The organism is Shewanella aquimarina, from assembly GCF_023349185.1.
Lineage (GTDB): Bacteria > Pseudomonadota > Gammaproteobacteria > Enterobacterales > Shewanellaceae > Shewanella > Shewanella aquimarina.
This window is the reverse complement of the sequence record NZ_JAKIKY010000007.1, coordinates 184783-206817: the sequence shown is the minus strand read 5'-3', so window position 1 is coordinate 206817 and position 22035 is coordinate 184783. Positions and strand designations below refer to the sequence as shown.

Here is a 22035-nt window from a genome sequence, read left to right as displayed (position 1 = left end):
ACCTCATTAAAAAGGCGGCCAGGGCCGCCTCTTAATTATTGTATGTAGACTGTCATTTAAGCCTTAGAGACGTCTCGCCTCAATAACGCCACTCACCTGAGACAACTTGGCAATCACCCGTGACAAGCCCTCGAGGTTGTATAGCTCAAGCTCCAGCTCGATAGCCGCGGTCTGGGTCTTCACATCCGATGATGAGCTCATTGCCAGCACGTTTGATTTCTCTGCCGCCAGCACAGAGGTGAGATCCCTCAGCAGCCCGCTGCGATCATTGGCCAGCACCTTGAGCTTGAGCTTATAGCCGCCGGAATAGTTCTCACCCCAGACCACATCGACGCTGCGCTCGGGATGCACCCGCATCAGCTCCTTCACCTGCTCACAATCGGCTCGGTGAACCGAGATCCCCCTGCCCTTAGTGATAAACCCGAAGATCTCATCTCCCGGCACCGGCTGACAACACTTGGCGATATGGCTGAGCAGATTACCGACGCCATTCACCTCGACCTGGCCCTTGCCTTTACCGGTGGAACGCGCCTGATTCTTCTTCAGCAGATCTTCCAGCGCCTCCTCTTCGGAGACTTCGTTGACCCTCATCCGGCTCTGTACGTGGTTGACCACCTGGTTGAGCCTGACGTCACCGCCGCCGATACCGGCCAGCAGATCGTCCATGCCCACCATATTAAAGCGTTCCACCGCACTGTGAGCATCTTTCAGTGTCAGGCCAGAGCGTGCCAGTTCGGCCTCGAGCATCTCACGGCCGGCGACGATATTCTTGTCTCTGTCCTGCTGCTTGAACCAATGCTGGATCTTAGAGCGGGTGCGCGATGCCTTGATATAGCCCAGGTTAGGGTTAAGCCAGTCGCGCTTAGGGTTAGGATGCTTGGAGGTGATGATCTCTACCCGTTCACCGGTTTCGACCTGATAGGTAAAGGGCACGATACGACCATCGACCTTGGCACCGATACACCTATGGCCCACCTGGGAGTGGATATAGTAGGCGAAATCCAGCACGGTTGAGCCCATGGGCAGATCCACCACGTCGCCATTTGGTGTAAACACATAAGCTCTGTCTTCAAACACCTGGCTACGCACCTCGTCCACCAGGTTGCCGCTCTCGGCCACATCTTCCTGCCACTGCAGGATCTTACGCAGCCAGTTGATCTTCTCTTCGTAGCCGCTCTGCTTGCCTGTGGTGCCCTCTTTATACTTCCAGTGGGCAGCCACCCCCAGCTCGGCATCTTCATGCATCTGCTCGGTACGGATCTGGATCTCCACCGTCTTGCCCTCTGGCCCCACAACTATGGTGTGGATCGACTGATAGCCATTGGGTTTAGGGTTGGCCACATAATCGTCAAACTCTTTAGGAATATGATGCCAGAGCGTGTGTACCACACCCAAGGCGCCGTAGCAGTCCTGCAGACGCTCGGTGACGACTCGCACCGCGCGCACATCGAAGAGTTCATCGAAGGTAAGATCTTTACCGCGCATCTTCTTCCAGATGCTGTAGATATGCTTAGGCCTGCCATAGACCTTGGCGCGGATCTGCTCGTCATCCAATCGCTGCTGTAGCTGATTGACGAAGTTATCTATATAGGTCTCACGATCCATCCGCTTGCCATCGAGCTGCTTGGCGATGTCCTTGTAGATCTCAGGGTGCAGATAGCGAAACGAGATATCTTCCAGCTCCCACTTGAGCTGGCCTATGCCAAGGCGATTGGCCAGGGGCGCATAGATGTCGGCGATCTCCCGTGCCAGTAAGACACGAGTCTCCTCATCTGCGTTCTTAACCTCACGCAGCAGACAGATACGCTCGGCCAGCTTGATCACCACGGCGCGGACATCCTCAACCATGGCCAGCAGCATCTTACGTATGTTATCTATCTGGGGTTCTGCGTTACGGCTCTGCTCGTTGACCTTAAGGGCCCCAATGGCTTCCATGGTGACCACGCTATTAACCAGGGTGGTGAGCTTGTCGCCAAACAGCTCAAGCATCTGTTCCTCGGTCAGCAGGCCAGCATCGAACACCACGAAGATCACCGCCGCCTGCAGGGTCTCGATATCCATGTTGAGCGGCGCTAAGATCTCGATCAGCTCTCGAGCACGGCCGATCAGCAGGGTATTGTTAGCATCATGTTTCGCCACCAGCGACTCGATCTGCTTGATCAGCGCGAGTAAGGTGCTGGCGTCATCGGCGTCACTCAGATAACGATTAACCCACTCGGTCAATTGAAAATCTGCGTCTTTAAAATGTGCTTCTCTAACAGATACCATCTACTGCATGTCCTATTACTTGATTGCTTGCCCCTAAAAGCGCTCGACTCCGGCTAAAATTAAGCGCCACATGAGATCGCCAATAACAAACACACTATCTTGGGGATTCCCCCGTCAAAGTCAAATAATATGCGCCGACTATTTGTGCGCTTAGACCAAGATTAACAACTATTTACCCAACTCAAACAAAGCCATGGCCTCGATATGATGTGTCTGTGGAAACATATCGATAAGGCCGAGGCGACTGAGTACATATCCTTGCGCCAGCAGCGGCTCACAATCTCTGGCCAGACTCACAGGATTACAGGAGATATAAACAATCGCCTTCGGCTTCATCTTCTTTAACCATTGTAGACTCTCATAGGCGCCGGCTCTGGCAGGATCCAGCAGTAACTTGTCGATACGCCCGAGCCAAGGTGCACCGGACAGATCCGCGCTGAGATCCCCATGATAAAACTCCACGCCCTCTACGCCGCTCGCACCGGCATTTAGTCTTGCCTGAGCCACCATGGTTTCGACCCCCTCGACACCTACTACCTGGGCACCGGCCTCGGCCAGCGGCAGGGTAAAGTTACCCACGCCGCAGAAGAGATCCAGCACCCGCTCGCCGGGCTGAACCTGCAGCCAGTCGATGGCCTGAGTCACCATCTGTTGATTGATCTCACCGTTGACCTGAATGAAGTTGCCCGGCGAAAAGCTAAGCTGACTACCATCCTCTAGCCGATAAAAAGGCAGGCCCTCGTCGCCCCAAAGGGTCTCAAGCCTGCTTTCGTCGTCGAGCAATATCACCCTTACCCCATGCTGCTCGCCAAAGGCTGCTAACAAGGCTTTATCCTTGTCATTCAAAGGGCTGGTGATCCTCAGCACCACACCTGGGCCCGAGTCGACTGAGAGTAGCTCCACATGGCCCAGGCTACGCTTCGCGCTCAGGCGGTTAAGGCATTGATTGAGTGGCGCGATCAGATCTGACAGCGACTTAGCCAGCACGGGGCAGGCATCTATGTTAACCACCTCACTGCTGGCCAAGGCACGAAAGCCCAGGTTGAGTCGCTTACTATCACGCTGATACTGGGTTGCCAAGCGGGCGCGGCGGCGATAGTGCCAGCCCTCGCCACTTAGCGGTTCACTCATGGCCTGTGGCTGGGTGCAGCCCATCTTGTTGATCAGGTTTTCGAGCGCCGCCTGCTTGGCATCGCGCTGGGCAGAGAGCTCAAGGTGTTGCAGGTCACAGCCACCACAGCGGCCATAATAAGGACAACTAGGGGCGATACGCGCCTCGCTGGCGGTTTCCACCTTGATCAGCTTGGCCTTGGCGTGACGCTTCTTCTGCTCTGTTATCTGCGCCGTTACCGTTTCACCGGGCAGGGCGCCGGGAATAAAGACGATTTTTCCCTGATGCTCGGCTATCCCCGCCCCTAGGTGATCCAGCTGGCTCACATGGAAACTTTGCTTGGCCTGGGTTTGTTGTGTCTTGCGGGGTTTAGCTTTATAAAATTGTGCCATTTAGGCCTCTAAAACAATAAAAATACTAGTAAAGACTGCACAAAGTCTGGCAGTCTAATGTAACCTATATCCATCGTAGATAAATAATACCAACTCAATGAATAGTGCAGACAATATGACTAAATACAGCCTGAGAGCCTGGGTTCTCGTGCTGGCCTTAGCGCCCACTATTTTGGTTGGTATTTTGCTTGGCAGCTATTTTACCATAAATCGTTTCTATGAGCTGGAAGAAAGCTTAATCGAGCGTGGCGGTAACATCATAGAGCCTCTGGCCATCTCAGCCGAGATAGGCCTGGAAACTAAGAATTTCGAGACCACCAAGCGACTGATCACCTCGGTACAGCTCAACAAATCCAACCTGGTACAGTTTATTGCCATCTTCGACACCAGTAACCGGGTAATAGTGACCTCCCATCACTATAAGAGCCACGAGTTTATGCGCTACAACGAGCCCATAGATTCGCTGCAGACCACTGAGGTAGAGGAGTTTGGCGATAGCATCATCATGCGCAGCCCCATCTTCTCCAGCCAGCGCGAACTTGTGGTCAGCCCCTACGACAGCAACTCCATGGCCCAGCAGGTCAACTCCGCCAAACTCGGCTATATCGCCGTGCTGCTCAACAAGGAGAACGCCCTGCTGGAGCAGCACAGGGCCGCGGTGGCCGCCTTTATCATAGTCCTGATCGGCGTGCAGCTGAACCTGCTGTTTACCTTCCGCCTGGTGAAGAACGTGACCCACCCCATCACAGAGATGGTGCGCGTGGTAGCCAAGATCCGCGAAGGCAAGCTGGACACCCGGGTCGACGGCAACCTGATTGGTGAGCTTGACCTGCTCAAGCGAGGCATCAACGCCATGGCGGGCTCCTTGTCGGAATACCATGAGGAGATGCAGCAGAATATCGATCAGGCGACCTCGGATCTGCGTGAAACTCTGGAGCAGATCGAGATCCAAAACGTCGAGCTGGATCTGGCCAAGAAACGCGCCCTGGAGGCCAGCCGTATCAAGTCTGAGTTCCTGGCCAACATGTCCCACGAGCTGCGCACGCCGCTCAACGGGGTGATAGGTTTTGCCAAGCAGCTATTAAAGACACCACTGCACGCCAGCCAGCAGGACTACATCAAGACCATAGAAAAGAGCGCCACCAACCTGCTGGGGATCATCAACGACATCTTAGACTTCTCCAAGCTGGAGGCGGGCAAGATGGAGCTGGAGAACATGCCCTTTGCCCTGCGCGAGCTGATCGACGACACCATCTCGCTGCTGGCCAACAGCGCCAAGGAGAAAGATCTCGAACTTGTGGTAGATATCGAGCCGAGCATCAACGACAACGTCTCTGGCGATGCCCTACGGGTCAGTCAGGTGATCACTAACCTGGTGGGCAACGCCATCAAGTTTACCGACAGCGGTAGCGTACACCTCAAGATGCGCCTGACCAGTGAAGAGACTGACAAGGTCAATGTCCGCTGTGAGATCACAGATACAGGCATAGGCATAGACAAGCCACATCAGGCGCAGCTGTTCCAGGCCTTCGGCCAGGCAGACTCCTCTATCTCACGCCGCTTCGGCGGTACCGGCCTGGGCCTAATTATCACCAAGCGTCTGATCAACCGTATGGGCGGTCAAATCGGCTGCATCTCGGCGCCAGATAAGGGCTCTACCTTCTGGTTCACCCTACCTCTCAAGTTGAGTTCCTACCCTATCAGTCAGCCGTTGGAAACCGATAAACTCATCGGCAAGACGGTGCTCTTGTTCGAGCCAAGGGAGCTGTCACGCAAGGTCCATGAAAGCCTGCTTAGCCACTGGGGCATGCAGAGTGTCAGCATCACGACCCCGGAAGATCTGGCCCGTGTCGCCGGCGAAGAGGGACGTCACTTCGACTATGCCATCATCAGCTGTAACGATCTGGCCAGTAGCCCTAACCTGCTCAACGTGCTGAATAAGATTGCCAAGATCAGCGACTATACCCTCTACCTGTGCAGCAGCACCGATAGCGCCGCCAAGATGAGTCTGATCCAGCCCACTGTAGACAAGGTGATGCAGGCACCGGTAGGCGAACGCGCCCTGGCGGTGACACTGATCAATCCTCACCGCGCCCAATTCGAAGCCATGCCGTTCAAAGAGGCGGGCAAAGAGACTCAGGAGCGCGAACCCATGAGCGTGCTGGCGGTGGACGATAACCCCGCCAACCTCAAGCTGATTAAGACCCTGCTCAAGGAGCTGGTTACTCAGGTGACGGTCACAGACAACGGCCAGGAGGCGGTGGAGATCGCCAAGGCCAAGAGCTTCGATCTCATCTTCATGGATATTCAGATGCCGGGCACCGACGGCTTTAGCGCCACCAAGCAGATACGTGAGCAATCACTTAATCGCAATACGCCGATTGTCGCCGTGACCGCCCACGCCATCGCCGAGGAGCGCGAGCGCATCGATCAGAGCGGCATGGATGGTTACCTGCCTAAGCCAATCGATGAGGCGGCGCTGAAGAGCGTCATCAGTCGCTGGAAGACCCGGCCGCAGTTTACCCATTTCGACCAGCACACCCTCAATTGGGATCTCTGTCTGACCCAGGCCAACCAGAAAACCAGTCTGGCGCTGGAGATGCTGCAGATGCTGGTCGACTCCCTGCCCGAGACCCGTGAGCACATCTCAGGCGCCCTCGAGCGTCAGGACGGCCAGGCCATGGTCAGCCATGTGCACAAGCTCCACGGCGCCAGCTGCTACTGCGGCGTGCCGACCACTCAGCGACTCTGTCGAGAGATTGAACAGTCACTCAAGCAAAATGCCAGCGTCGATCTGGTGGAGCCTGAAATACTTGAGTTACTTGACGAGCTTTCTAAGGTAGAATCGGCCGCAAATCAAGTAATAGCCCAGTTATCTATGGATGTGATCGATGAGTAATAAACCCGGGTTTTTCAAGCGCCTCAAGGCCCTCGAACCAGAACAGAAGAAGCTGTTCGCCATCGCCCTTTGCCAACGCATGTACCCTAACTATCAGCTGTTCAGCGAGGTGTGCGAATTTGGCGACCCACAGGTGCTCGATACCGTGCTCAACCTGCTGTGGCAATCCATGTACGATCAGAAGCTGAAACTGAATATCGATCTCTACCTCGAGCGGCTGGATCTCAACACGCCCGAGCCGAGCGATTTCGATGTCTACGGCGTCTATCCTGCCATGGACGCAGCCGTCGCCCTCACCTCACTGCTTAGCGCCATTCAGAGCAAGGTGGAAGACGACATCACCAACATCAGCAAGCTCTCTTCTGCCACAGTGGCTAACTATATCGAGGCCACACTCGAGGAGGAGATGGATGAAGAAGCACTGGATGATCATATCTTCAACCACGAGGTGATGCAGGAAGAGAAGGCGCTTCAGGCATCTTTGCTGGAGCTCATCGAAGAGAACCCTAAGATCACCGCCGACTTCGTCAAGGCGCTGCGCAAGGAGTTAGTGCAGGCAGGCGTATCTAACATAGGTATCTCAGTAGGCGCCTAACCCATGCGCAAACTTATCTACCAGGGATTTGTGCTCACCAACCCAGATGGGTTAACAAATACCTGGTGCCTCACCCTAGGGGAGCAGCGACGCGTCGGCTCCCTGTTTGAGCTCAGGCGCCAGATTCATTTCTACCAGGAGCTGGGGATATTGCCGCCACCTAAGCCACTCCATCGGCGCTCCGGCCCCAAGCATTAGACTTTAGCGTTATAGGGACGCGACGGGCAAAGTGATACCCTAACGGCGTATTCGGTTTATCACCGCTCGGATCCCAGCCAAGGAAGTCGTCTCCCTATGTTAACCACTCTCTCGCCACTCTTTGTCGTGTTTGGCATCATGGTCACCGGCTTTATCGTGCAAAAGGCGCGGCTACTGCCCGAAGGTAGCGACAACGTCCTCAATCAGTATGTCTATTACATCGCCTTTCCGGCGATCATGATGATAGTGCTGGCCGAGACCCCGATCGAAGAGATCACCAACTGGGGATTTATTGGCGGCTACAGCTTGGCCATGACCCTCATCTATCTGCTCACTGGCCTGCTGTCACTCTGGTTACAGCCCAAGGATAAGCCCCTCGCGGCCATTCGCGCCCTCAACACCACCTTTGGTAACACCTCCTTCATCGGCATCCCGCTGATGATGATGCTGTTTCCCGGCGATCAGCTAGCGTTGGCCGCAGCCGCCTTGGCTAGCCTTTTATCGGTGACCGTATTTGCCATAGTGCTGGCCCAGCTGGCGTTGTTTCAGGGTCAGACTGATAGCGCACTTAAGACAGTATTCTTTGCCCTCATTCAAAACCCCATCATACTGGGTAGCCTGGCTGGCGTAGCGATATCTGCAGCTCACATAGAGCTTTATCGCCCCATCGCCGAGATCATCCGGCAATTTGGCATGACCTCCAGCCCCTGCGCCCTGTTCGCCATCGGCATGGTGCTGTGCAAGGCCAATCAGGGAGGCAGAAACGCCGCCGGCATTCAGTCACGCCTTGCCGAGCTGGCCATGCTCAACCTGAGTAAGCTGCTGCTACAACCGCTGCTGGCCTATCTGCTCCTGGGCGCCTTAGGAGTTAGCGGACAATTGCTGCAGATGGGGGTGATTCTGGCCGCCCTGCCCACCGCCGCCAGCGTCTACCTGCTGGCCCACAGATTCAACGTCGGCGCCACCAGTAGCGCCCAGACCATCAGCCTGGGGATAGTGATCAGCTTTGCCACCATTCCGCTACTGCACCATTGGCTGGACTCGGGCACCGCAAGCTTTTCATAACGGATAGGCTTGTTTTAACGGGCAGGCTTGTTTTGTCGGAGTGCAGAGCCTAAAACTTATTTTCATGGGTAAAAAGCACACAGGTATTTACTGTATAAAAATTCAGTATATACTGTGCATGAATACAGTACTTTGTAAAAGGATGTCATCATGCTTTGTCAGCTCAGCATCAATAACTTTGCCATTGTCCGCTTTTTAGAACTCGACTTTAAGTCTGGGATGACCAGCATCACAGGCGAAACCGGCGCGGGGAAATCGATTGCCATCGATGCCTTAGGCTTATGCCTGGGCAATCGCGCCGATGCCAATACCGTCAGACCGGGCGCGAGCAAGGCCGAAGTCAGTGCCCGCTTCGCCCTCAACGATATCCCGCTGGCCAAACGTTGGTTAGAAGACAATGACCTTGAGCTAGACGACGAATGTATCCTGCGCCGCACCATAGGCAGCGACGGCCGTTCACGCGCCTACATCAACGGTAATCCTGTGCCTCTCAATCAGATGCGCGCCCTGGGCCAGCTACTTATCGGCATTCACGGCCAACATGCCCACCACGCCATGTTAAAGAGTGAGCATCAACTTACCCTGCTCGACAGCTATGCCAACCACAAGATGTTGCTCGAGGCCTGCAGCGCCAGCTACCAGCGCTTCAAGCTGATCCAAAAGGAGCTGAGCCAGCTACAGCAGTCGCAACAGGAGCGCATCGCCCGCAAGCAGCTGCTGCAATATCAGGTCGAAGAGTTGGACGAATTCGCCCTGGGCGAAGAAGAGTTTGACGAGATAGAGGCCGAGCATAAGAAACTGGCCAACGGCACTGCCCTGATCCAGGCCTGCCAGCGCACCCTATACCTGCTGCAGGATAACGAAGAGGGCGCCATAGAGTCGCTGCTCAACATGAGTCTAGATCAGGCCCAGGAGCTCGAAGGTTACGATCCTGAGCTTAAAGGGGTGGGCAACATGCTTAACGATGCCCTGATCCAGGTACAGGAGAGCAGCAGCGAGCTGCAACGCTACCTAGATAAGTTAGAGCTGGACCCGGATCATTTTGCCGCCCTGGAGCAGCGCCTGTCGAAGATCATGATGCTGGCACGTAAGCACCATGTGAACGCCAAAGATCTCTATCACCATCACCAGGCGCTAAGCCAGGAGCTGAGCGAGCTGGACTCGGATGAGGAGAAGCTCGATGAGATAGCCCAGCAACTCGAGAGTTGCCGCGAGAGCTTCATCGCCCACGCCCAGAAGCTCAGCATGAGCCGCCAACGTTACGCCAAGGAGCTGGACAAGCAGGTTACCCGCTCTATCCATGAGCTCAGCATGCCCAAGGGAAAGTTTATCATCGACGTGCAGTTCAACCCCGAGATGATGTCACCCAGCGGTTGCGACACTGTGGAGTTTCAGGTGACCACCAACCCGGGTCAGCCGCTGCAACCCATCGCCAAGGTAGCTTCGGGCGGCGAGCTGTCGCGTATTGGTCTGGGCATTCAGGTGATCACCGCCAAGAAGGTTGCGACCCCAACCCTCATCTTCGACGAGGTCGACGTTGGGATCTCAGGCCCGACAGCCGCCGTGGTGGGCAAAATGCTGCGCGCCCTAGGCGAATCCACCCAGGTGCTGTGTGTCACCCACCTGCCCCAGGTCGCCGGCAACGGTCATCAGCATATGTTCGTTAACAAGCAGAGCAAGGCGGGGCAAACCGAGACCTCTATGGTGCCGCTTGATAAGGGACAGCGTATCGAAGAGCTGGCTCGCCTGCTTGGTGGTGACGTCATCACCAACAACACTCTGGCCAACGCCAAGGAGTTACTGCAAGGCTAGACCGATGAGCCCTGACATTGACAGCCATTGAGTAGATTAACGAGAGCAAGCGCGGCAATATTTTAGCCGCGCTTTTCATTTCATAAGCACCTCTGAGGCGCGCCTATTGCGCCGCCAATATAACGCTGTTGCACCGCTAAGAGACTCTGATAAACTCAGGCCTTTGCCGTCGACACTAAGTTAAAAGAAGTTAAAAGCCACAAGGATTTGAAATGCGACACTTTTTTCGTGCCCTGAAATGGATTTTATTTACCCTGCTATTCATTCCCGTCGGCGGCTATCTCATCTTGCTGCTGATCAATCTGCAAGATAGCGCGCCATCAGCGCAGGCCAGCGCCTTTCTTGAGCAGGTGAATGCCGAAGAGGCCGCCTTGAGTCAGCACCTTGAAAACAACCCTTATCTTTATGCCATGGGTTTCGATGCGCCGAAAGATGATGACCCCATGGCGGTCGGACTTGAACGCTATCAAGCGCTCAAACAACTTGGTGTATTAGATAGGCCAAAAAAGACTGTCGACGAAAAATTCGAGCTTCCCGAATGGGCTATTTCCAACTGCCTCAAACAAGAAGGCTATCTCGATGAGTGTGCTCCCCTATTTGCCGAGCCAGAAACACTTAAGGCCACACTCGATGACTATGCCTGGCTTATTGAGCGCTACCGCACCCTGCTCTCTCTCGGTCATTGGCAAGATGATACCCACTTTAATCCCTATCGCAGCATGGTGTCTTTTAAACATCTCGCTGCTGCAAGGCAATTGTACCTTGTTAATGCTTATTTCAATGGAACGGATCCAGCCTCCCTCATAACCGCCATAGATACAGATATGCAGTTCTGGCAGCAGGCCGCCGAGCGAATCAACATGCTAAGCAATAAATTCCTCGCCATCTCGGCGCTCAAGCAAAACATGAAACTGGGTGAACTGCTCGTCAGTCAAAAGCGAACAGAGGATGAGGATACTCAAATACCTAGCCTCTGGCTGCAGTCCACCTCAGAAGAAGTGTTGTCACTAAAGCGGGTTAAACGTGGTGAGTGGCACTTCCTAACTAAAGTAAATCAATCATTTGAGGCAGGTGAAGACGCCAGCATCACAGCTAAGATCGCCGAGGCGATGCTTATGCCACTGTTGCAACAACAGGATACCTCAAACCGCTACGCAGATATCTTAACAGGCAAGGCAAACATTAAACCGTGTCCTGATAACTTCTCACTATCGACCCTAAAAGAGTACGGCTATAACCCAATGGGTAAATTTATCCTCTGTTCTGGTATTCCATCATTTGAGAGTTACCAGACTACTGCTAACAAACTGGAATCGCTGCGCGCCGAACTTGTCACCCGCTTAACAGCTCCTGCTATCTCGGAAGGGATGGTGATAGAGGCCAATGACGAAAAACCTAGGGAGAGCTCACTAGAATAACGAGCCTACAGTTTCTTTTTCCGTCATCACAGCTGATTCCCTGACCAGCTTCAGGGGATATAAATGCCAAAAATTTTTTGCTTTAAAATGCTATTCCGGTAGACGATCGAAACCCGGCACAGATGAGAGCGCCTTCCCCCAATTCGCCCGCTCTACCATAAACAGCTTTGCCGTCGGCGCAATGGGCACCTCGACATCCAGACAGCCTGCAGGCACCACGACCAAATTTAACGCCTGCAGCCGATAAGGCATAGGCGAGCCACACACCTTGCAGAAGCAGCGCCTATGACGACTGTTCGGCACCTTAAAGGTTTGCAGCAAGGCCTCGCCACGCCGCCAGTCAAGGGCCAAATGATTGGAAAACAGATTGGCCCCATGCAGCGAGCCTGTGCCCTTCTGACAGCGGCTACAGTGACACAAATAAAATGCATCGAAATGACCCACTAAGCTAAAGGCCACGCCACCACAGAGACAGCTACCACTGAACTCAACGTCCAACCTGTTTTGATTAAGGCTCTCATCATCCATAACCTGTCTCCTCTTGTCTGAAAATGACTAAAAGTTAAAACTGAGCATGCAGTCAGCGCAGCGACAAATCAAATTTTTGCTGATGTGCCAAAAACAAAAATCCCGATTATCTCGGCGTGCTCGCCATCGACAGTCGGGACTTAATTTCAACTCAGAACTGGGTAAACCAATCACTATCCGGCCAGATAGACGATCCCCTGCAGGCACAAAAATGCAAACACCCCGGCGAGCACATCATCGATCATTATGCCTATGCCGCCATGAACCTTGGCGTCCAGCACTTTGATGGGCCAGGGCTTGAGGATGTCGAAGAAGCGAAACAGCGCGAAACCGATCGCCAGCCAGAGCCAACCGGCGGGCGCAGCGATGAGGGTAATCAGCAGACCCGCCACCTCGTCCCAGACGATGGCGCCGTGATCATGCACGCCCATATCTTTAGAGGCCTTGTCACAGATATAGAAACCGGCGAGTACGCTCAGCAGGGTCAACCCCAGATACCAACTCAGCGGAAGGCCTGCCATCAACAGATAAAGCGGAATCGCCGCCAGGGTACCGAAGGTGCCTGGGGCCTTGGCGGCTAGGCCTGAACCGAAACCCAAGGCCAGGAAATGAATAGGGTTTGCCAGAGAAAGCTTCTTAAGAACCGGATCGCTCGACCATAACTGCATGTTTAAAAGTGCTCGAAACCAAATTGAGACGGTGTATAGGGCTCGCCATCCTTGATGAGGCGCAGCTTATCGCCAGTGGCGATCTGGCCAACCTGCGTGAAACTGACGCCAGCGTGGGCCAGGGCCGTCTCCAGTGCGCCGCGCTGGGCCTCGGGGACGGTAAACAGCAACTCGTAATCCTCACCACCCGTTAGGCCATAGCCAAGTGCCACAGATTCATCCAAAGATTCGCGCATCTGGGCCGACAAGGGCAGACGATCGACATCCACTACGGCTCCCACCTGAGACTGTTTAAGGATATGGCCTATGTCAGACACGAAACCGTCGGAAAGATCGATGGCGCTCGATGCTAATCCTCGCAGCGACTGACCCGCGAGCACCCTGGGCGTCGGGAAATAATGACGCTGAATAAAGTGCTCTCTCGCCTCACCCTCGATATTAAGCTTGTCACCCAGAATGGCCAGCCCCACGGCGGACTCGCCGAGGCTACCGGTCACATAGATCCAGTCGCCATTCTTGGCGCCGCCTCGGGTTAACGCCTTGCCCTCAGGCACCTGGCCGTTGATGGTGATGGTGATCGACTTAGGACCACGGGTCGTGTCGCCACCAACTAGGGCAACCCCATAATACTCGGCGGCCTCTTTCAGCCCCTGACTAAATTCCTGAAGCCAGCTTTCATCCACCTCAGGAAGCGTAAGGGCAAGCGTCATCCAGGCAGGCTCGGCCCCCATGGCGGCGAGATCAGACAGGTTAACCGCCAGCGCCTTATAACCCAGCGCCTTAGCAGGCATGTCGGCGTAGAAGTGTACATTCTCAACCAGGGTGTCACAGGAGATGGCAATCACCTTGTTTTCACCAGGCTGGACCAGGGCACAGTCATCGCCTATGCCGAGGTGCACATCGCGGCGAGCCTGGCCAAGGTTAGCGAAGAAATGATCTATCAGTGTAAACTCTTTCACAGTCTTAAGAACCATAGTAAGGGTTAATCAGCTAGCACACTTTTTAGCGAAGGCAACATCGAGCTAACGAAGGCGACGTCGAGGCTAAACCTGAATATAAAAAACGGCATCCTGGGACGCCGTTTATTGTATCACTTTTTAGCGACTATCTTATCGAGAATGCCGTTAACGAACTTGTGGCCATCTTCGGCGCCGAAGGCCTTGGCCAGCTCGATCGCCTCGTTGATGGCGACCTTGTATGGCACATCCTTACGGAAGGTCAGCTCGTAGGTGGCGATGCGCAACACCGCCTTCTCGATAGGCGAAACCTCATCGAACGGGCGCTCGAGGTGAGGCATAATCAACTCATCCAACTGAGCCGACTTGGTCGTGGTGCCTGATAGCAATTCACGGAAATAGCTAACGTCGACGCCATCGATCTTCTGCTCGGTGAGAAATTCATGCTCCACGTCGGCAACATTATTGCCGCTTAGCTGCCATGAGTAGATAGCTTGTACCGCTAGACGACGGGCTTTACGGCGCTCTGAAGGTTTCATCTTGGTTCCTAATCTTACAACTGCTGTTCTAGTTCTTGCAGAACATTGACCATCTCTAGCAGACCAAGTGCCGCTTCGCCGCCCTTGTTACCCGCCTTAGTACCAGAACGCTCGATAGCCTGTTCAATGGTATCTGTGGTCAATACACCGAATGACACAGGAAGGTCGAACTCAAGCGCTATCTGAGCCAGCCCCTTGTTACACTCGCCTGCAACAAAATCAAAGTGTGGCGTACCACCACGGATCACGGCGCCCAGCGCAATGATACCGTCAAATTTACCACTTGCCGCCACACGACGGGCTGCCAGTGGCAGCTCTACGGCACCGGGTACACGGACAACGGTAATGTTGTCATCGGCGACCTGACCGAAGCGCTTCAATGTATCCACCGCGCCTTCTAGCAGACTTTCAACCACGAAGCTGTTAAAACGTGAAACCACTATGGCCACTTTGGCGTTTTTCGACTCGATATTACCTTGAACTACGTTCATTTATCTTACCTAAATTAGCTTAACAAACCCGGCACGGGAAAAAAGAGGCGGTATGATACCACAGCCCACCGCGTTGATCCCCATGCAATTTAACTCAAATCGATGAATTCCCTACAGAGTAACTTATTCTGCAATATATTCAGTGACTTCCAACCCGAAACCCGACAGCGAATGGTAACGCTTAGGCGAGCTGAGTAGACGCATGCTGGTCACGCCCACATCGGCAAGGATCTGCGAGCCCACACCCACCTGACGTGAGGTGCCCTGCCACGGCGCCGGTGCACCAATCTCGCCCTTATCTTCCGCCTCGAACGCCTTAACCTTAGCGATTAGCTCTTCGTTACTCTGCTGATGACCCAGCACCACTAACACGCCGCCCTCATCGGCGATACGCGCCATGGCTTTTTCCAGCGGCCAGCTGCGCTTCTCGTCGCGCTCAGAGTGCAGCAGGTCGTTGAATGTGTTTTGCAGATGCACACGGACCAAGGCGTTAGGCTCTACCTCTCCCTTCACCAGCACATAGTGCAGCTGGTTATCTATGGTGTCGCGGTAGGTGATCATGTCAAACTCGCCGAAACGGGTCGGCAGCTTGCACTTAGCCTCGCGCACCACAGTGGTCTCTTTGGTATTACGGTATTCGATGAGATCGGCGATAGTGCCTATCTTGAGGCCATGCTTCTCGGCAAACACCTCAAGATCCGGGCGACGGGCCATGGTGCCATCCTCGTTGAGGATCTCGACAATCACTGCCGATGGCTCATGACCGGCCAGGCGCGCCAGATCGCAGCCCGCCTCGGTATGACCGGCGCGGATAAGCACCCCGCCCTCTTGGGCCATCAGTGGGAAGATATGACCCGGCTGCACGATATCCGACGGCTTGGCGTCACGAGCCACGGCGGCCTGCACGGTAACGGCTCTGTCATAGGCAGAAATACCCGTAGTCACCCCTTCGGCCGCCTCGATAGACACGGTGAAGTTGGTGGAGAACTGGGCATTGTTGTTGCTAACCATCAGCGGCAGGTTGAGCTGCTCGCAGCGGGCCTTGGTCATGGTCTGGCAGATGAGGCCGCGGCCATATGTGGCCATGAAATTGATCGCCTCGGGCGTCACCAGATTGGCGGCCATGATCAGGTCGCCTTCATTCTCTCTATCTTCGTCATCCATCAAGATAACCATCTTACCCAGACGGATATCTTCGATAATCGCTTCTATGCTGTGTAGTGCCATTGTTAGACCTTAAACTGTTAGACCTTGAAATATTCTTATAGTAAGAGTTATTTAATCTGCTATCGACCGGGATTGCCAGTGTCTATCTTAAAAAGCCGGAGCGAGCTAACAGATCCATGGTGACCTTTGATTCTTTCGCTGGATTTTCCTCTGACTGAGAGAAACTCAGCAGGCGCTCCAGGTGCCGGGCGATCAGATCCACCTCGATGTTGACCCTGTCACCCGCCTTGAGATCGATAAGCGTGGTTTCGCTGGCGGTGTGAGGCACTATGGTCAGGCGAAAACGCTCGCCGTCCACCTCGTTTACCGTCAGGCTAACGCCATCTATGGTGATAGAGCCCTTATGGGCGATATAGCGCGCCAGCCCCTTGGGCGGTGTCAACCAGAATTCGATCGCCTTGCCGCGATACTGCCTGTCATCCACGCTGGCCACGCCGTCGACGTGGCCGCTTACCATATGGCCGCCAAGGCGCGTAGTTGGGGTGACCGCCTTCTCCAGGTTGACCTTCTGCCCCACCTGATAATGGGCAAAGCCTGTTAGGGCCACGGTTTCGGCGGAGATATCGGCCACATAACCATCGGCCATCTGCTCGACGACGGTCAGGCACACGCCATTGGTGGCTATGCTGTCACCCAATTTAACGTCACTTAAGTCCAGCTTGCCGCTCGCCACGGTCAGGCGAATATCATCGCCGCGACGCTCAATTTTTCTCAGGCTGCCCACAGCCTCGATGATCCCTGTAAACATGACTAACTACTCTTTTTCGCTCGGTAAATGATTGTGACTCAATTGAAAGGTAAGGCGTCTGTCGGCGCCGATGCGGCGTTCGTCACACAGACGCAGGCCGGGTAACTGTGCCATCTCAGTATAGTCTGGCAGGGCCAGCAGATTGCGGCCATGGCCGCCTAAGATCTTGGGCGCCTGATACAGCACCAACTCGTCCGCCAGTCCCTGAGCCATGAAGGCGCCGGCTAGGGTCGCCCCAGCCTCCACCATCACACTGTTAACTTGTCCGCCAAGGTATTCGAGCAGTGCCTTTAACGGCACCTGCCCATTCTCGCTGGTCAGTTGCAGTTGCCTCACCTGCTCAGGCCAGGCTCTGACGATCTCATCGGGATAGGGCTGACAGCTCACCAAGAGCACGGGGGGCTCAGTGTCAAACAGCTTAGCCTTGGCGCCAAGACGAGCACGAGAATCGAGCACGACACGCAGAGGCTGACGAATATCGGCATCCGCTAGCTGCTCACGCAAATAACCTAGCTCCCCATGTCGTACGTTCAAACTTGGGTCATCGGCCAGTACCGTCTCTATGCCAGTCACTACAACGTCGAAACGGGCGCGCATGCGCTGCACGTCACGGCGCGCCTCGGGGCCAGTGATCCATTTAGACACGCCATTGGAAAGCGCCGTCTTACCATCGAGACTGGCGGCCAGCTTAATGCTGACCCAGGGAAGTCCGCTGCGCATCCGCTTCATAAACCCAGGGTTGAGTGCAGCGGCCTCTTCTTGCAGCAGGCCGACCTCGACGCGAATACCGGCATCCTCGAGCATCTTGATGCCACGGCCTGACACCTGAGGGTTTGGGTCGGTGACCGCTACCACGACGCGGGAAACCTGCGCCTTTATCAGCCCCTCGGCGCAGGGGGGCGTGCGGCCATAGTGGCTACAGGGCTCCAGAGTCACGTAGGCAGTGGCGCCTTTGGCGTTATCGCCCGCCATACGCAGGGCGTGCACCTCAGCGTGGGGGCCGCCGGCGGCGATATGATAGCCCTCGCCCACAAGGGTCTCCCCCTGGACGAGCACGCAACCGACATTCGGATTGGGACGAGTGGTGTACTGGCCCTTGCGGGCCAACTGGATGGCGCGCGCCATCATCTGAGAATCAAATTTGGACCAGGCCATGTCTGGATCGCCATCTCTTGAGAATAATTGGGGAAGCCCCGCTACGCATAATCTAAGACTTGCCCGGTTTGCTCTTATCGTTTTGCAACTTGGCAATCGCCTCGCCGAACTCGGAGACATCTTCGAAGGCGCGGTACACGGAGGCGAAGCGGATATAGGCCACCTTGTCGAGATTGACCAGGTGATCCATCATCAGATTACCTATCATCTTAGAGGTGACCTCGCGCTCGCCCGTGGCCCTTAGGGTAGATTTAATCTTGCTGAGCGCCTGCTCTATCTCGTCCATCGACACGGGGCGCTTCTCTACTGCCCTGAGCATGCCGCCACGCAACTTGTCTTCATCGAAGGGTTGGCGGCTGCCATCTTGTTTCACCACTCTGGGCATCACCAGCTCGGCGCCTTCGAAGGTGGTAAATCTCTCGTGACAAAGCAGACACTCGCGACGACGACGCACCTGATGACCATCGGCCACCAGACGAGAATCAATCACCTTAGTGTCGGTTGCGCTGCAAAACGGACAATGCATTGAGCCTCCAGCATATGCTAATCGGTATCTTGGGGAGCTTTCCCTTGAATTAGATACAAAAATGGCCGCTACCAATATTAAATCAGTAGCGGCCATCGGAGTTTACCCGATTTACCCCTTAAGGTTAACCGTAAACAGGGTACTTAGCGCACAATTCAAGCACCTGGTTCTTCACGCGTTCGATAGTCGCTTCGTTGTTGATGTCATCTAACACATCACAGATCCAGTTGGTCAACTCAACCGCTTCGGCTTCTTTGAAGCCACGACGTGTGATAGCTGGCGAACCGATACGCAGGCCCGAGGTCACGAAGGGTGAACGTGGGTCGTTAGGTACTGAGTTCTTGTTTACCGTGATGTTGGCACGGCCCAGCGCCGCATCGGCATCTTTACCTGTGATATCTTTAGCGATCAGATCCAGCAGGAACAGGTGGTTTTCGGTGCCGCCAGAAACGACATCGAAACCGCGCTCGATGAAGGTGTTAGCCATCGCCTTAGCGTTAACCACTACCTGCTGTTGATATTCCTTAAACTCAGGAGACAGTGCTTCCTTGAAAGCCACCGCCTTACCGGCGATAACGTGCATCAAAGGACCACCCTGACCACCTGGGAATACCGCAGAGTTCAGCTTCTTGTAGAGGTCTTCGTCATTCGCCGCAGACAGGATGATACCGCCGCGAGGACCGGCTAGGGTCTTGTGAGTAGTAGAAGTTACCACGTGCGCATGTGGCACTGGGTTAGGATAGACACCGGCGGCGATTAGGCCAGCAACGTGCGCCATGTCGACAAACAGGTAAGCACCAATCTTGTCGGCGATTTCACGCATGCGCGCCCAGTCGACAATACCAGAATAGGCAGAGAAACCACCGATCATCATCTTAGGCTTGTGCTCTACAGCCAGACGCTCCATCTCGTCGTAGTCGATCTTGCCAGACTCGTCGATGCCGTAAGGCACTATGTTGTACAGCTTGCCAGAGAAGTTTACTGGAGAGCCATGAGTCAGGTGACCGCCGTGAGCCAGGTTCATACCCAGAACGGTATCGCCTGGTTGCAGTAGCGCCATGTAGACTGCGCTGTTAGCCTGTGAGCCGGAGTGAGGCTGAACGTTAGCATAGGTCGCACCGAAAAGTTCCTTGGCGCGTTCGATGGCCAGGTTCTCGACGATGTCGACATGTTCACAACCACCGTAGTAACGCTTGCCAGGATAGCCTTCGGCGTACTTGTTGGTCAGCTGAGAACCTTGAGCCTCCATCACGCGAGGAGAGGTGTAGTTCTCCGAGGCGATTAGCTCGATGTGCTCTTCTTGACGACGAGTCTCTTCCTGGATCGCTTGAAACAGTTGCGGATCAAAGTCAGCGATGTTCATCTCTTTTTTCAGCATTGGTCACTCCAGCTGTGAAAGTCTTATAAGGTAGGGTTGCGCGGTATTCTACAGTGCATTCGATCACAATCCCAGCATTTGCGACATGAAATTAGTTGCGATTCAGGCTGAGAAATGTTCATCAAAATGCCCCTTACAACAAAAGTCGGGCGATTAAGCCCTGTTTTGCCAAGCCTCCTTTTTTGCAAGGGACAAAATGGCTGGTTTACAGCCTTTTGAACGAAAACACTGTTTTGATTACCCAACAAAAATGACGGCACTGGGCCGTCATTTTGCATTAGTAATGGTAATCAGCAATCGTAATCAGTAATGGTAATCAGCAACCGTGATCAGTCATGGTACTCAGTAGTAGTATTCGAGTTGCAGCCAGCTGCGCTGCTCACTGTCATCGAGGCGGCTGTAGATCCCAGGATTGTCTATACCATGGATCTCACCGCTGCGGTCGATCCGCTCGTGGTGCAGGCTCAGGGTCAGATCCTTGCTGATGCCATAGCTGAGATAGATCTCATATCTGTCTCTGGCATCGTCGAAGTCCAGATCGCTGTTGTTAGGGTTCCACTGGGGCGCACGCTCGTTCTCTTTGTCGTTGATCGAGCTCCAGCGCTGGGACTTAAGCTTCATGCCTAACAGGAGGTTGCGATAGCTGGCCTCCAGTGACAGGTTAAAGGTATGCCCCCAGGCATAGCCATATTCCCCCTCCCAGAGCACAGACTTGGTGCCCCAGAAATGCCGTCCCTGGGAGAGATAATCTTTGGTGGCGAAGGGCTTCACCATGGCAAAGTCACCAAAGAGATCGCCGCGCAGATCGATACTGATATCTTGATTGGACCAGTTGGCCCCCATAGACAACCCCAGCAGGTTGACCACGGCGTAGAAGTCTTCATCCAGCTCCAGCCCCAGGCTGGTGTATTCCATGCCGGTCGACGGACCGACATAGAAACTATGGGACCAGTCGCTGGCGAGCCCGCCGCCTTTATGCTTGCGGCCATAGCTTGCCAGCAGCAGTTGCGTGGCCATCTGCCACTCCTCCACACCTTCCTGAGAAACCGCAGTCTCCATCATCATCTCGACTCGGCTCGGGGTGCCGCTGAGGGTGTCATATTTCCCTTCGCGACTATCGATGGCCGCCCGCATCCCCAGCATCGCCATGGTGCTGCTGACATCCGCCTTGTCTTTGCTGGCGTAGCGCACGCCGGTATAGACGGAGAAGCTGTCTTGGGTCTGGCTGCGATCGAACCTGTTGGGGCTCGGGTAACCAAACCAGCCCCGCAGCGTGCGCGACGGGTTAAACAGATAACTCAGGCCGGTTGGCAACCAGCCTTCTTTGGCGGCCAGCATCTCGGAAAACTGAAACAGGCTCTCCCCCAGCACGGCGCCGCCCCAGGTGGTGACTATCTGATCGTTGATGCTCACCACTTCCTTATACTCGGCAAACACCTCCCAGATGGTGGAGGCGGCAAAGGTGCCCAGGGTCGACTCGTAGTAGTTGAAACCGTGGTTACGAAACGCCTGATAATAGAGGGCGCCGGCGTAGGCGTGCCCCCAGTTCATGCCGATATCGTTATCGTCATACTTCCAGGAGGCCCCCGTGGTCAGCCTGTCGTAGAAAAACTCCGCCGCATTGCCGTCGATCTCATAATCGAAATCATCTTCCATGGCCTGTGAGCCTGTCTTGTACAGCAGCTCGCCAAGCACCAGCACGGTAGAGAGCTCCAGTGTCGCGCCCCACCAATCCTTCTCGCTGGGCGCAAGCGGCAAGTCTATGGCCTCTACCGGCGCGATCTGCGCCGGCTTATCCGCTGGCCGCTGCACTTGAGACGCAGAGGCTAAGCCATACGCCAATTGGCCTTGGGCCGGCGCTTTTTGAACAGGCTTGGCCTGTGCTGGCTCGGCATGTGCGGCAAGTGGCAATAACAGGCTGGCACCACCTAACAGGGAGGCGGCAATAACAGGTGATGTGGCTTTCAAGATCAATCCCTTATCTTAATCGTTATTCTTATTCTTGTGTTCTTTCTTCAACCCTTAAGGTCATAGCTTTTAATCGATGCTTTTTATCAGAAA

The 22035-nt window shown here is 54.7% G+C and carries 19 protein-coding genes; 6 read left to right on the top strand and 13 right to left on the bottom strand.

Annotated features, from left to right (window positions below; all coding sequences use genetic code 11):
• Positions 1 to 63 precede the first annotated feature (63 nt).
• Positions 64 to 2268, bottom strand: a complete 2205-nt coding sequence (gene relA, locus L2731_RS10760) for a GTP diphosphokinase (RefSeq protein ID WP_249253087.1) — start codon at positions 2266 to 2268, stop codon at positions 64 to 66.
• 168 nt (positions 2269 to 2436) lie between these two features.
• Complete coding sequence (gene rlmD, locus L2731_RS10755) at positions 2437 to 3771, bottom strand: 23S rRNA (uracil(1939)-C(5))-methyltransferase RlmD (RefSeq protein ID WP_249253086.1); 1335 nt, start codon at positions 3769 to 3771, stop codon at positions 2437 to 2439.
• A gap of 115 nt (positions 3772 to 3886) precedes the next feature.
• Here rlmD and barA point away from each other — a divergent pair, with 115 nt between their 5' ends.
• From barA to L2731_RS10725, 6 genes are all read left to right on the top strand, one after another.
• Positions 3887 to 6670: a two-component sensor histidine kinase BarA gene (gene barA / locus L2731_RS10750; RefSeq protein ID WP_428985253.1), complete on the top strand. Its 2784-nt coding sequence runs from the start codon at positions 3887 to 3889 to the stop codon at positions 6668 to 6670.
• Positions 6663 to 7265 carry a YjaG family protein gene (locus tag L2731_RS10745; protein ID WP_249253082.1) on the top strand — a complete coding sequence of 201 codons (603 nt, stop codon included), beginning with the start codon at positions 6663 to 6665 and terminating at the stop codon, positions 7263 to 7265. Before barA ends, L2731_RS10745 begins: the two co-directional genes overlap by 8 nt.
• 3 nt (positions 7266 to 7268) lie before the next feature.
• Entirely contained in the window at positions 7269 to 7463 is a 195-nt protein-coding gene (locus L2731_RS10740) for a hypothetical protein (protein WP_220073417.1), read from the top strand.
• Between the two features lie 96 nt (positions 7464 to 7559).
• Positions 7560 to 8528: an AEC family transporter gene (locus L2731_RS10735; protein WP_249253080.1), complete on the top strand. Its 969-nt coding sequence runs from the start codon at positions 7560 to 7562 to the stop codon at positions 8526 to 8528.
• Between the two features lie 150 nt (positions 8529 to 8678).
• Positions 8679 to 10340 (top strand): DNA repair protein RecN, encoded by a 1662-nt coding sequence (gene recN / locus L2731_RS10730; RefSeq protein ID WP_249253078.1) that lies wholly within the window; start codon positions 8679 to 8681, stop codon positions 10338 to 10340.
• A gap of 287 nt (positions 10341 to 10627) precedes the next feature.
• Complete coding sequence (locus L2731_RS10725; protein WP_249253076.1) at positions 10628 to 11758, top strand: hypothetical protein; 1131 nt, start codon at positions 10628 to 10630, stop codon at positions 11756 to 11758.
• 90 nt (positions 11759 to 11848) lie between these two features.
• Here the strand turns inward: L2731_RS10725 and L2731_RS10720 are convergent, their stop codons facing one another.
• The 11 genes from L2731_RS10720 to L2731_RS10670 form a co-directional block, all read right to left on the bottom strand.
• Complete coding sequence (locus tag L2731_RS10720; protein WP_249253073.1) at positions 11849 to 12286, bottom strand: GFA family protein; 438 nt, start codon at positions 12284 to 12286, stop codon at positions 11849 to 11851.
• A gap of 173 nt (positions 12287 to 12459) precedes the next feature.
• On the bottom strand, positions 12460 to 12954 hold the full coding sequence (locus tag L2731_RS10715) for a phosphatidylglycerophosphatase A family protein (protein WP_249253071.1): 495 nt from the start codon (positions 12952 to 12954) through the stop codon (positions 12460 to 12462).
• Between the two features lie 2 nt (positions 12955 to 12956).
• Positions 12957 to 13913, bottom strand: a complete 957-nt coding sequence (thiL, locus tag L2731_RS10710; RefSeq protein WP_249253069.1) for a thiamine-phosphate kinase — start codon at positions 13911 to 13913, stop codon at positions 12957 to 12959.
• 131 nt (positions 13914 to 14044) lie between these two features.
• Entirely contained in the window at positions 14045 to 14449 is a 405-nt protein-coding gene (nusB, locus tag L2731_RS10705; RefSeq protein ID WP_011864993.1) for a transcription antitermination factor NusB, read from the bottom strand.
• A gap of 14 nt (positions 14450 to 14463) precedes the next feature.
• Entirely contained in the window at positions 14464 to 14940 is a 477-nt protein-coding gene (ribH, locus tag L2731_RS10700; protein ID WP_011864992.1) for a 6,7-dimethyl-8-ribityllumazine synthase, read from the bottom strand.
• A 123-nt stretch (positions 14941 to 15063) separates the two neighbouring features.
• Positions 15064 to 16167 (bottom strand): bifunctional 3,4-dihydroxy-2-butanone-4-phosphate synthase/GTP cyclohydrolase II, encoded by a 1104-nt coding sequence (gene ribBA / locus L2731_RS10695; protein ID WP_239849944.1) that lies wholly within the window; start codon positions 16165 to 16167, stop codon positions 15064 to 15066.
• 82 nt (positions 16168 to 16249) lie between these two features.
• A complete protein-coding gene (locus L2731_RS10690) occupies positions 16250 to 16915 on the bottom strand; it encodes a riboflavin synthase (protein WP_239882712.1) in 666 nt (221 codons plus the stop codon).
• A gap of 6 nt (positions 16916 to 16921) precedes the next feature.
• Entirely contained in the window at positions 16922 to 18070 is a 1149-nt protein-coding gene (gene ribD / locus L2731_RS10685) for a bifunctional diaminohydroxyphosphoribosylaminopyrimidine deaminase/5-amino-6-(5-phosphoribosylamino)uracil reductase RibD (protein WP_249253067.1), read from the bottom strand.
• Between the two features lie 52 nt (positions 18071 to 18122).
• A complete protein-coding gene (gene nrdR, locus L2731_RS10680; RefSeq protein ID WP_041510466.1) occupies positions 18123 to 18596 on the bottom strand; it encodes a transcriptional regulator NrdR in 474 nt (157 codons plus the stop codon).
• A 124-nt stretch (positions 18597 to 18720) separates the two neighbouring features.
• A complete protein-coding gene (gene glyA / locus L2731_RS10675; protein WP_249253066.1) occupies positions 18721 to 19974 on the bottom strand; it encodes a serine hydroxymethyltransferase in 1254 nt (417 codons plus the stop codon).
• Positions 19975 to 20316: 342 nt separating this feature from the next.
• Complete coding sequence (locus L2731_RS10670; protein ID WP_249253065.1) at positions 20317 to 21942, bottom strand: DUF3943 domain-containing protein; 1626 nt, start codon at positions 21940 to 21942, stop codon at positions 20317 to 20319.
• Positions 21943 to 22035 lie beyond the last annotated feature (93 nt).

Excerpts from the sequence above, each read along its gene's own strand:
- relA (WP_249253087.1), bottom strand. The coding sequence starts at position 2,268 with ATGGTATCTGTTAGAGAAGCACATTTTAAAGACGCAGATTTTCAATTG.
- rlmD (WP_249253086.1), bottom strand. The coding sequence starts at position 3,771 with ATGGCACAATTTTATAAAGCTAAACCCCGCAAGACACAACAAACCCAG.
- barA (WP_428985253.1), top strand. The coding sequence starts at position 3,887 with ATGACTAAATACAGCCTGAGAGCCTGGGTTCTCGTGCTGGCCTTAGCG.
- L2731_RS10745 (WP_249253082.1), top strand. The coding sequence starts at position 6,663 with ATGAGTAATAAACCCGGGTTTTTCAAGCGCCTCAAGGCCCTCGAACCA.
- L2731_RS10740 (WP_220073417.1), top strand. The coding sequence starts at position 7,269 with ATGCGCAAACTTATCTACCAGGGATTTGTGCTCACCAACCCAGATGGG.
- L2731_RS10735 (WP_249253080.1), top strand. The coding sequence starts at position 7,560 with ATGTTAACCACTCTCTCGCCACTCTTTGTCGTGTTTGGCATCATGGTC.
- recN (WP_249253078.1), top strand. The coding sequence starts at position 8,679 with ATGCTTTGTCAGCTCAGCATCAATAACTTTGCCATTGTCCGCTTTTTA.
- L2731_RS10720 (WP_249253073.1), bottom strand. The coding sequence starts at position 12,286 with ATGGATGATGAGAGCCTTAATCAAAACAGGTTGGACGTTGAGTTCAGT.
- L2731_RS10715 (WP_249253071.1), bottom strand. The coding sequence starts at position 12,954 with ATGCAGTTATGGTCGAGCGATCCGGTTCTTAAGAAGCTTTCTCTGGCA.
- nusB (WP_011864993.1), bottom strand. The coding sequence starts at position 14,449 with ATGAAACCTTCAGAGCGCCGTAAAGCCCGTCGTCTAGCGGTACAAGCT.
- ribH (WP_011864992.1), bottom strand. The coding sequence starts at position 14,940 with ATGAACGTAGTTCAAGGTAATATCGAGTCGAAAAACGCCAAAGTGGCC.
- ribBA (WP_239849944.1), bottom strand. The coding sequence starts at position 16,167 with ATGGCACTACACAGCATAGAAGCGATTATCGAAGATATCCGTCTGGGT.
- L2731_RS10690 (WP_239882712.1), bottom strand. The coding sequence starts at position 16,915 with ATGTTTACAGGGATCATCGAGGCTGTGGGCAGCCTGAGAAAAATTGAG.
- ribD (WP_249253067.1), bottom strand. The coding sequence starts at position 18,070 with ATGGCCTGGTCCAAATTTGATTCTCAGATGATGGCGCGCGCCATCCAG.
- nrdR (WP_041510466.1), bottom strand. The coding sequence starts at position 18,596 with ATGCATTGTCCGTTTTGCAGCGCAACCGACACTAAGGTGATTGATTCT.
- glyA (WP_249253066.1), bottom strand. The coding sequence starts at position 19,974 with ATGCTGAAAAAAGAGATGAACATCGCTGACTTTGATCCGCAACTGTTT.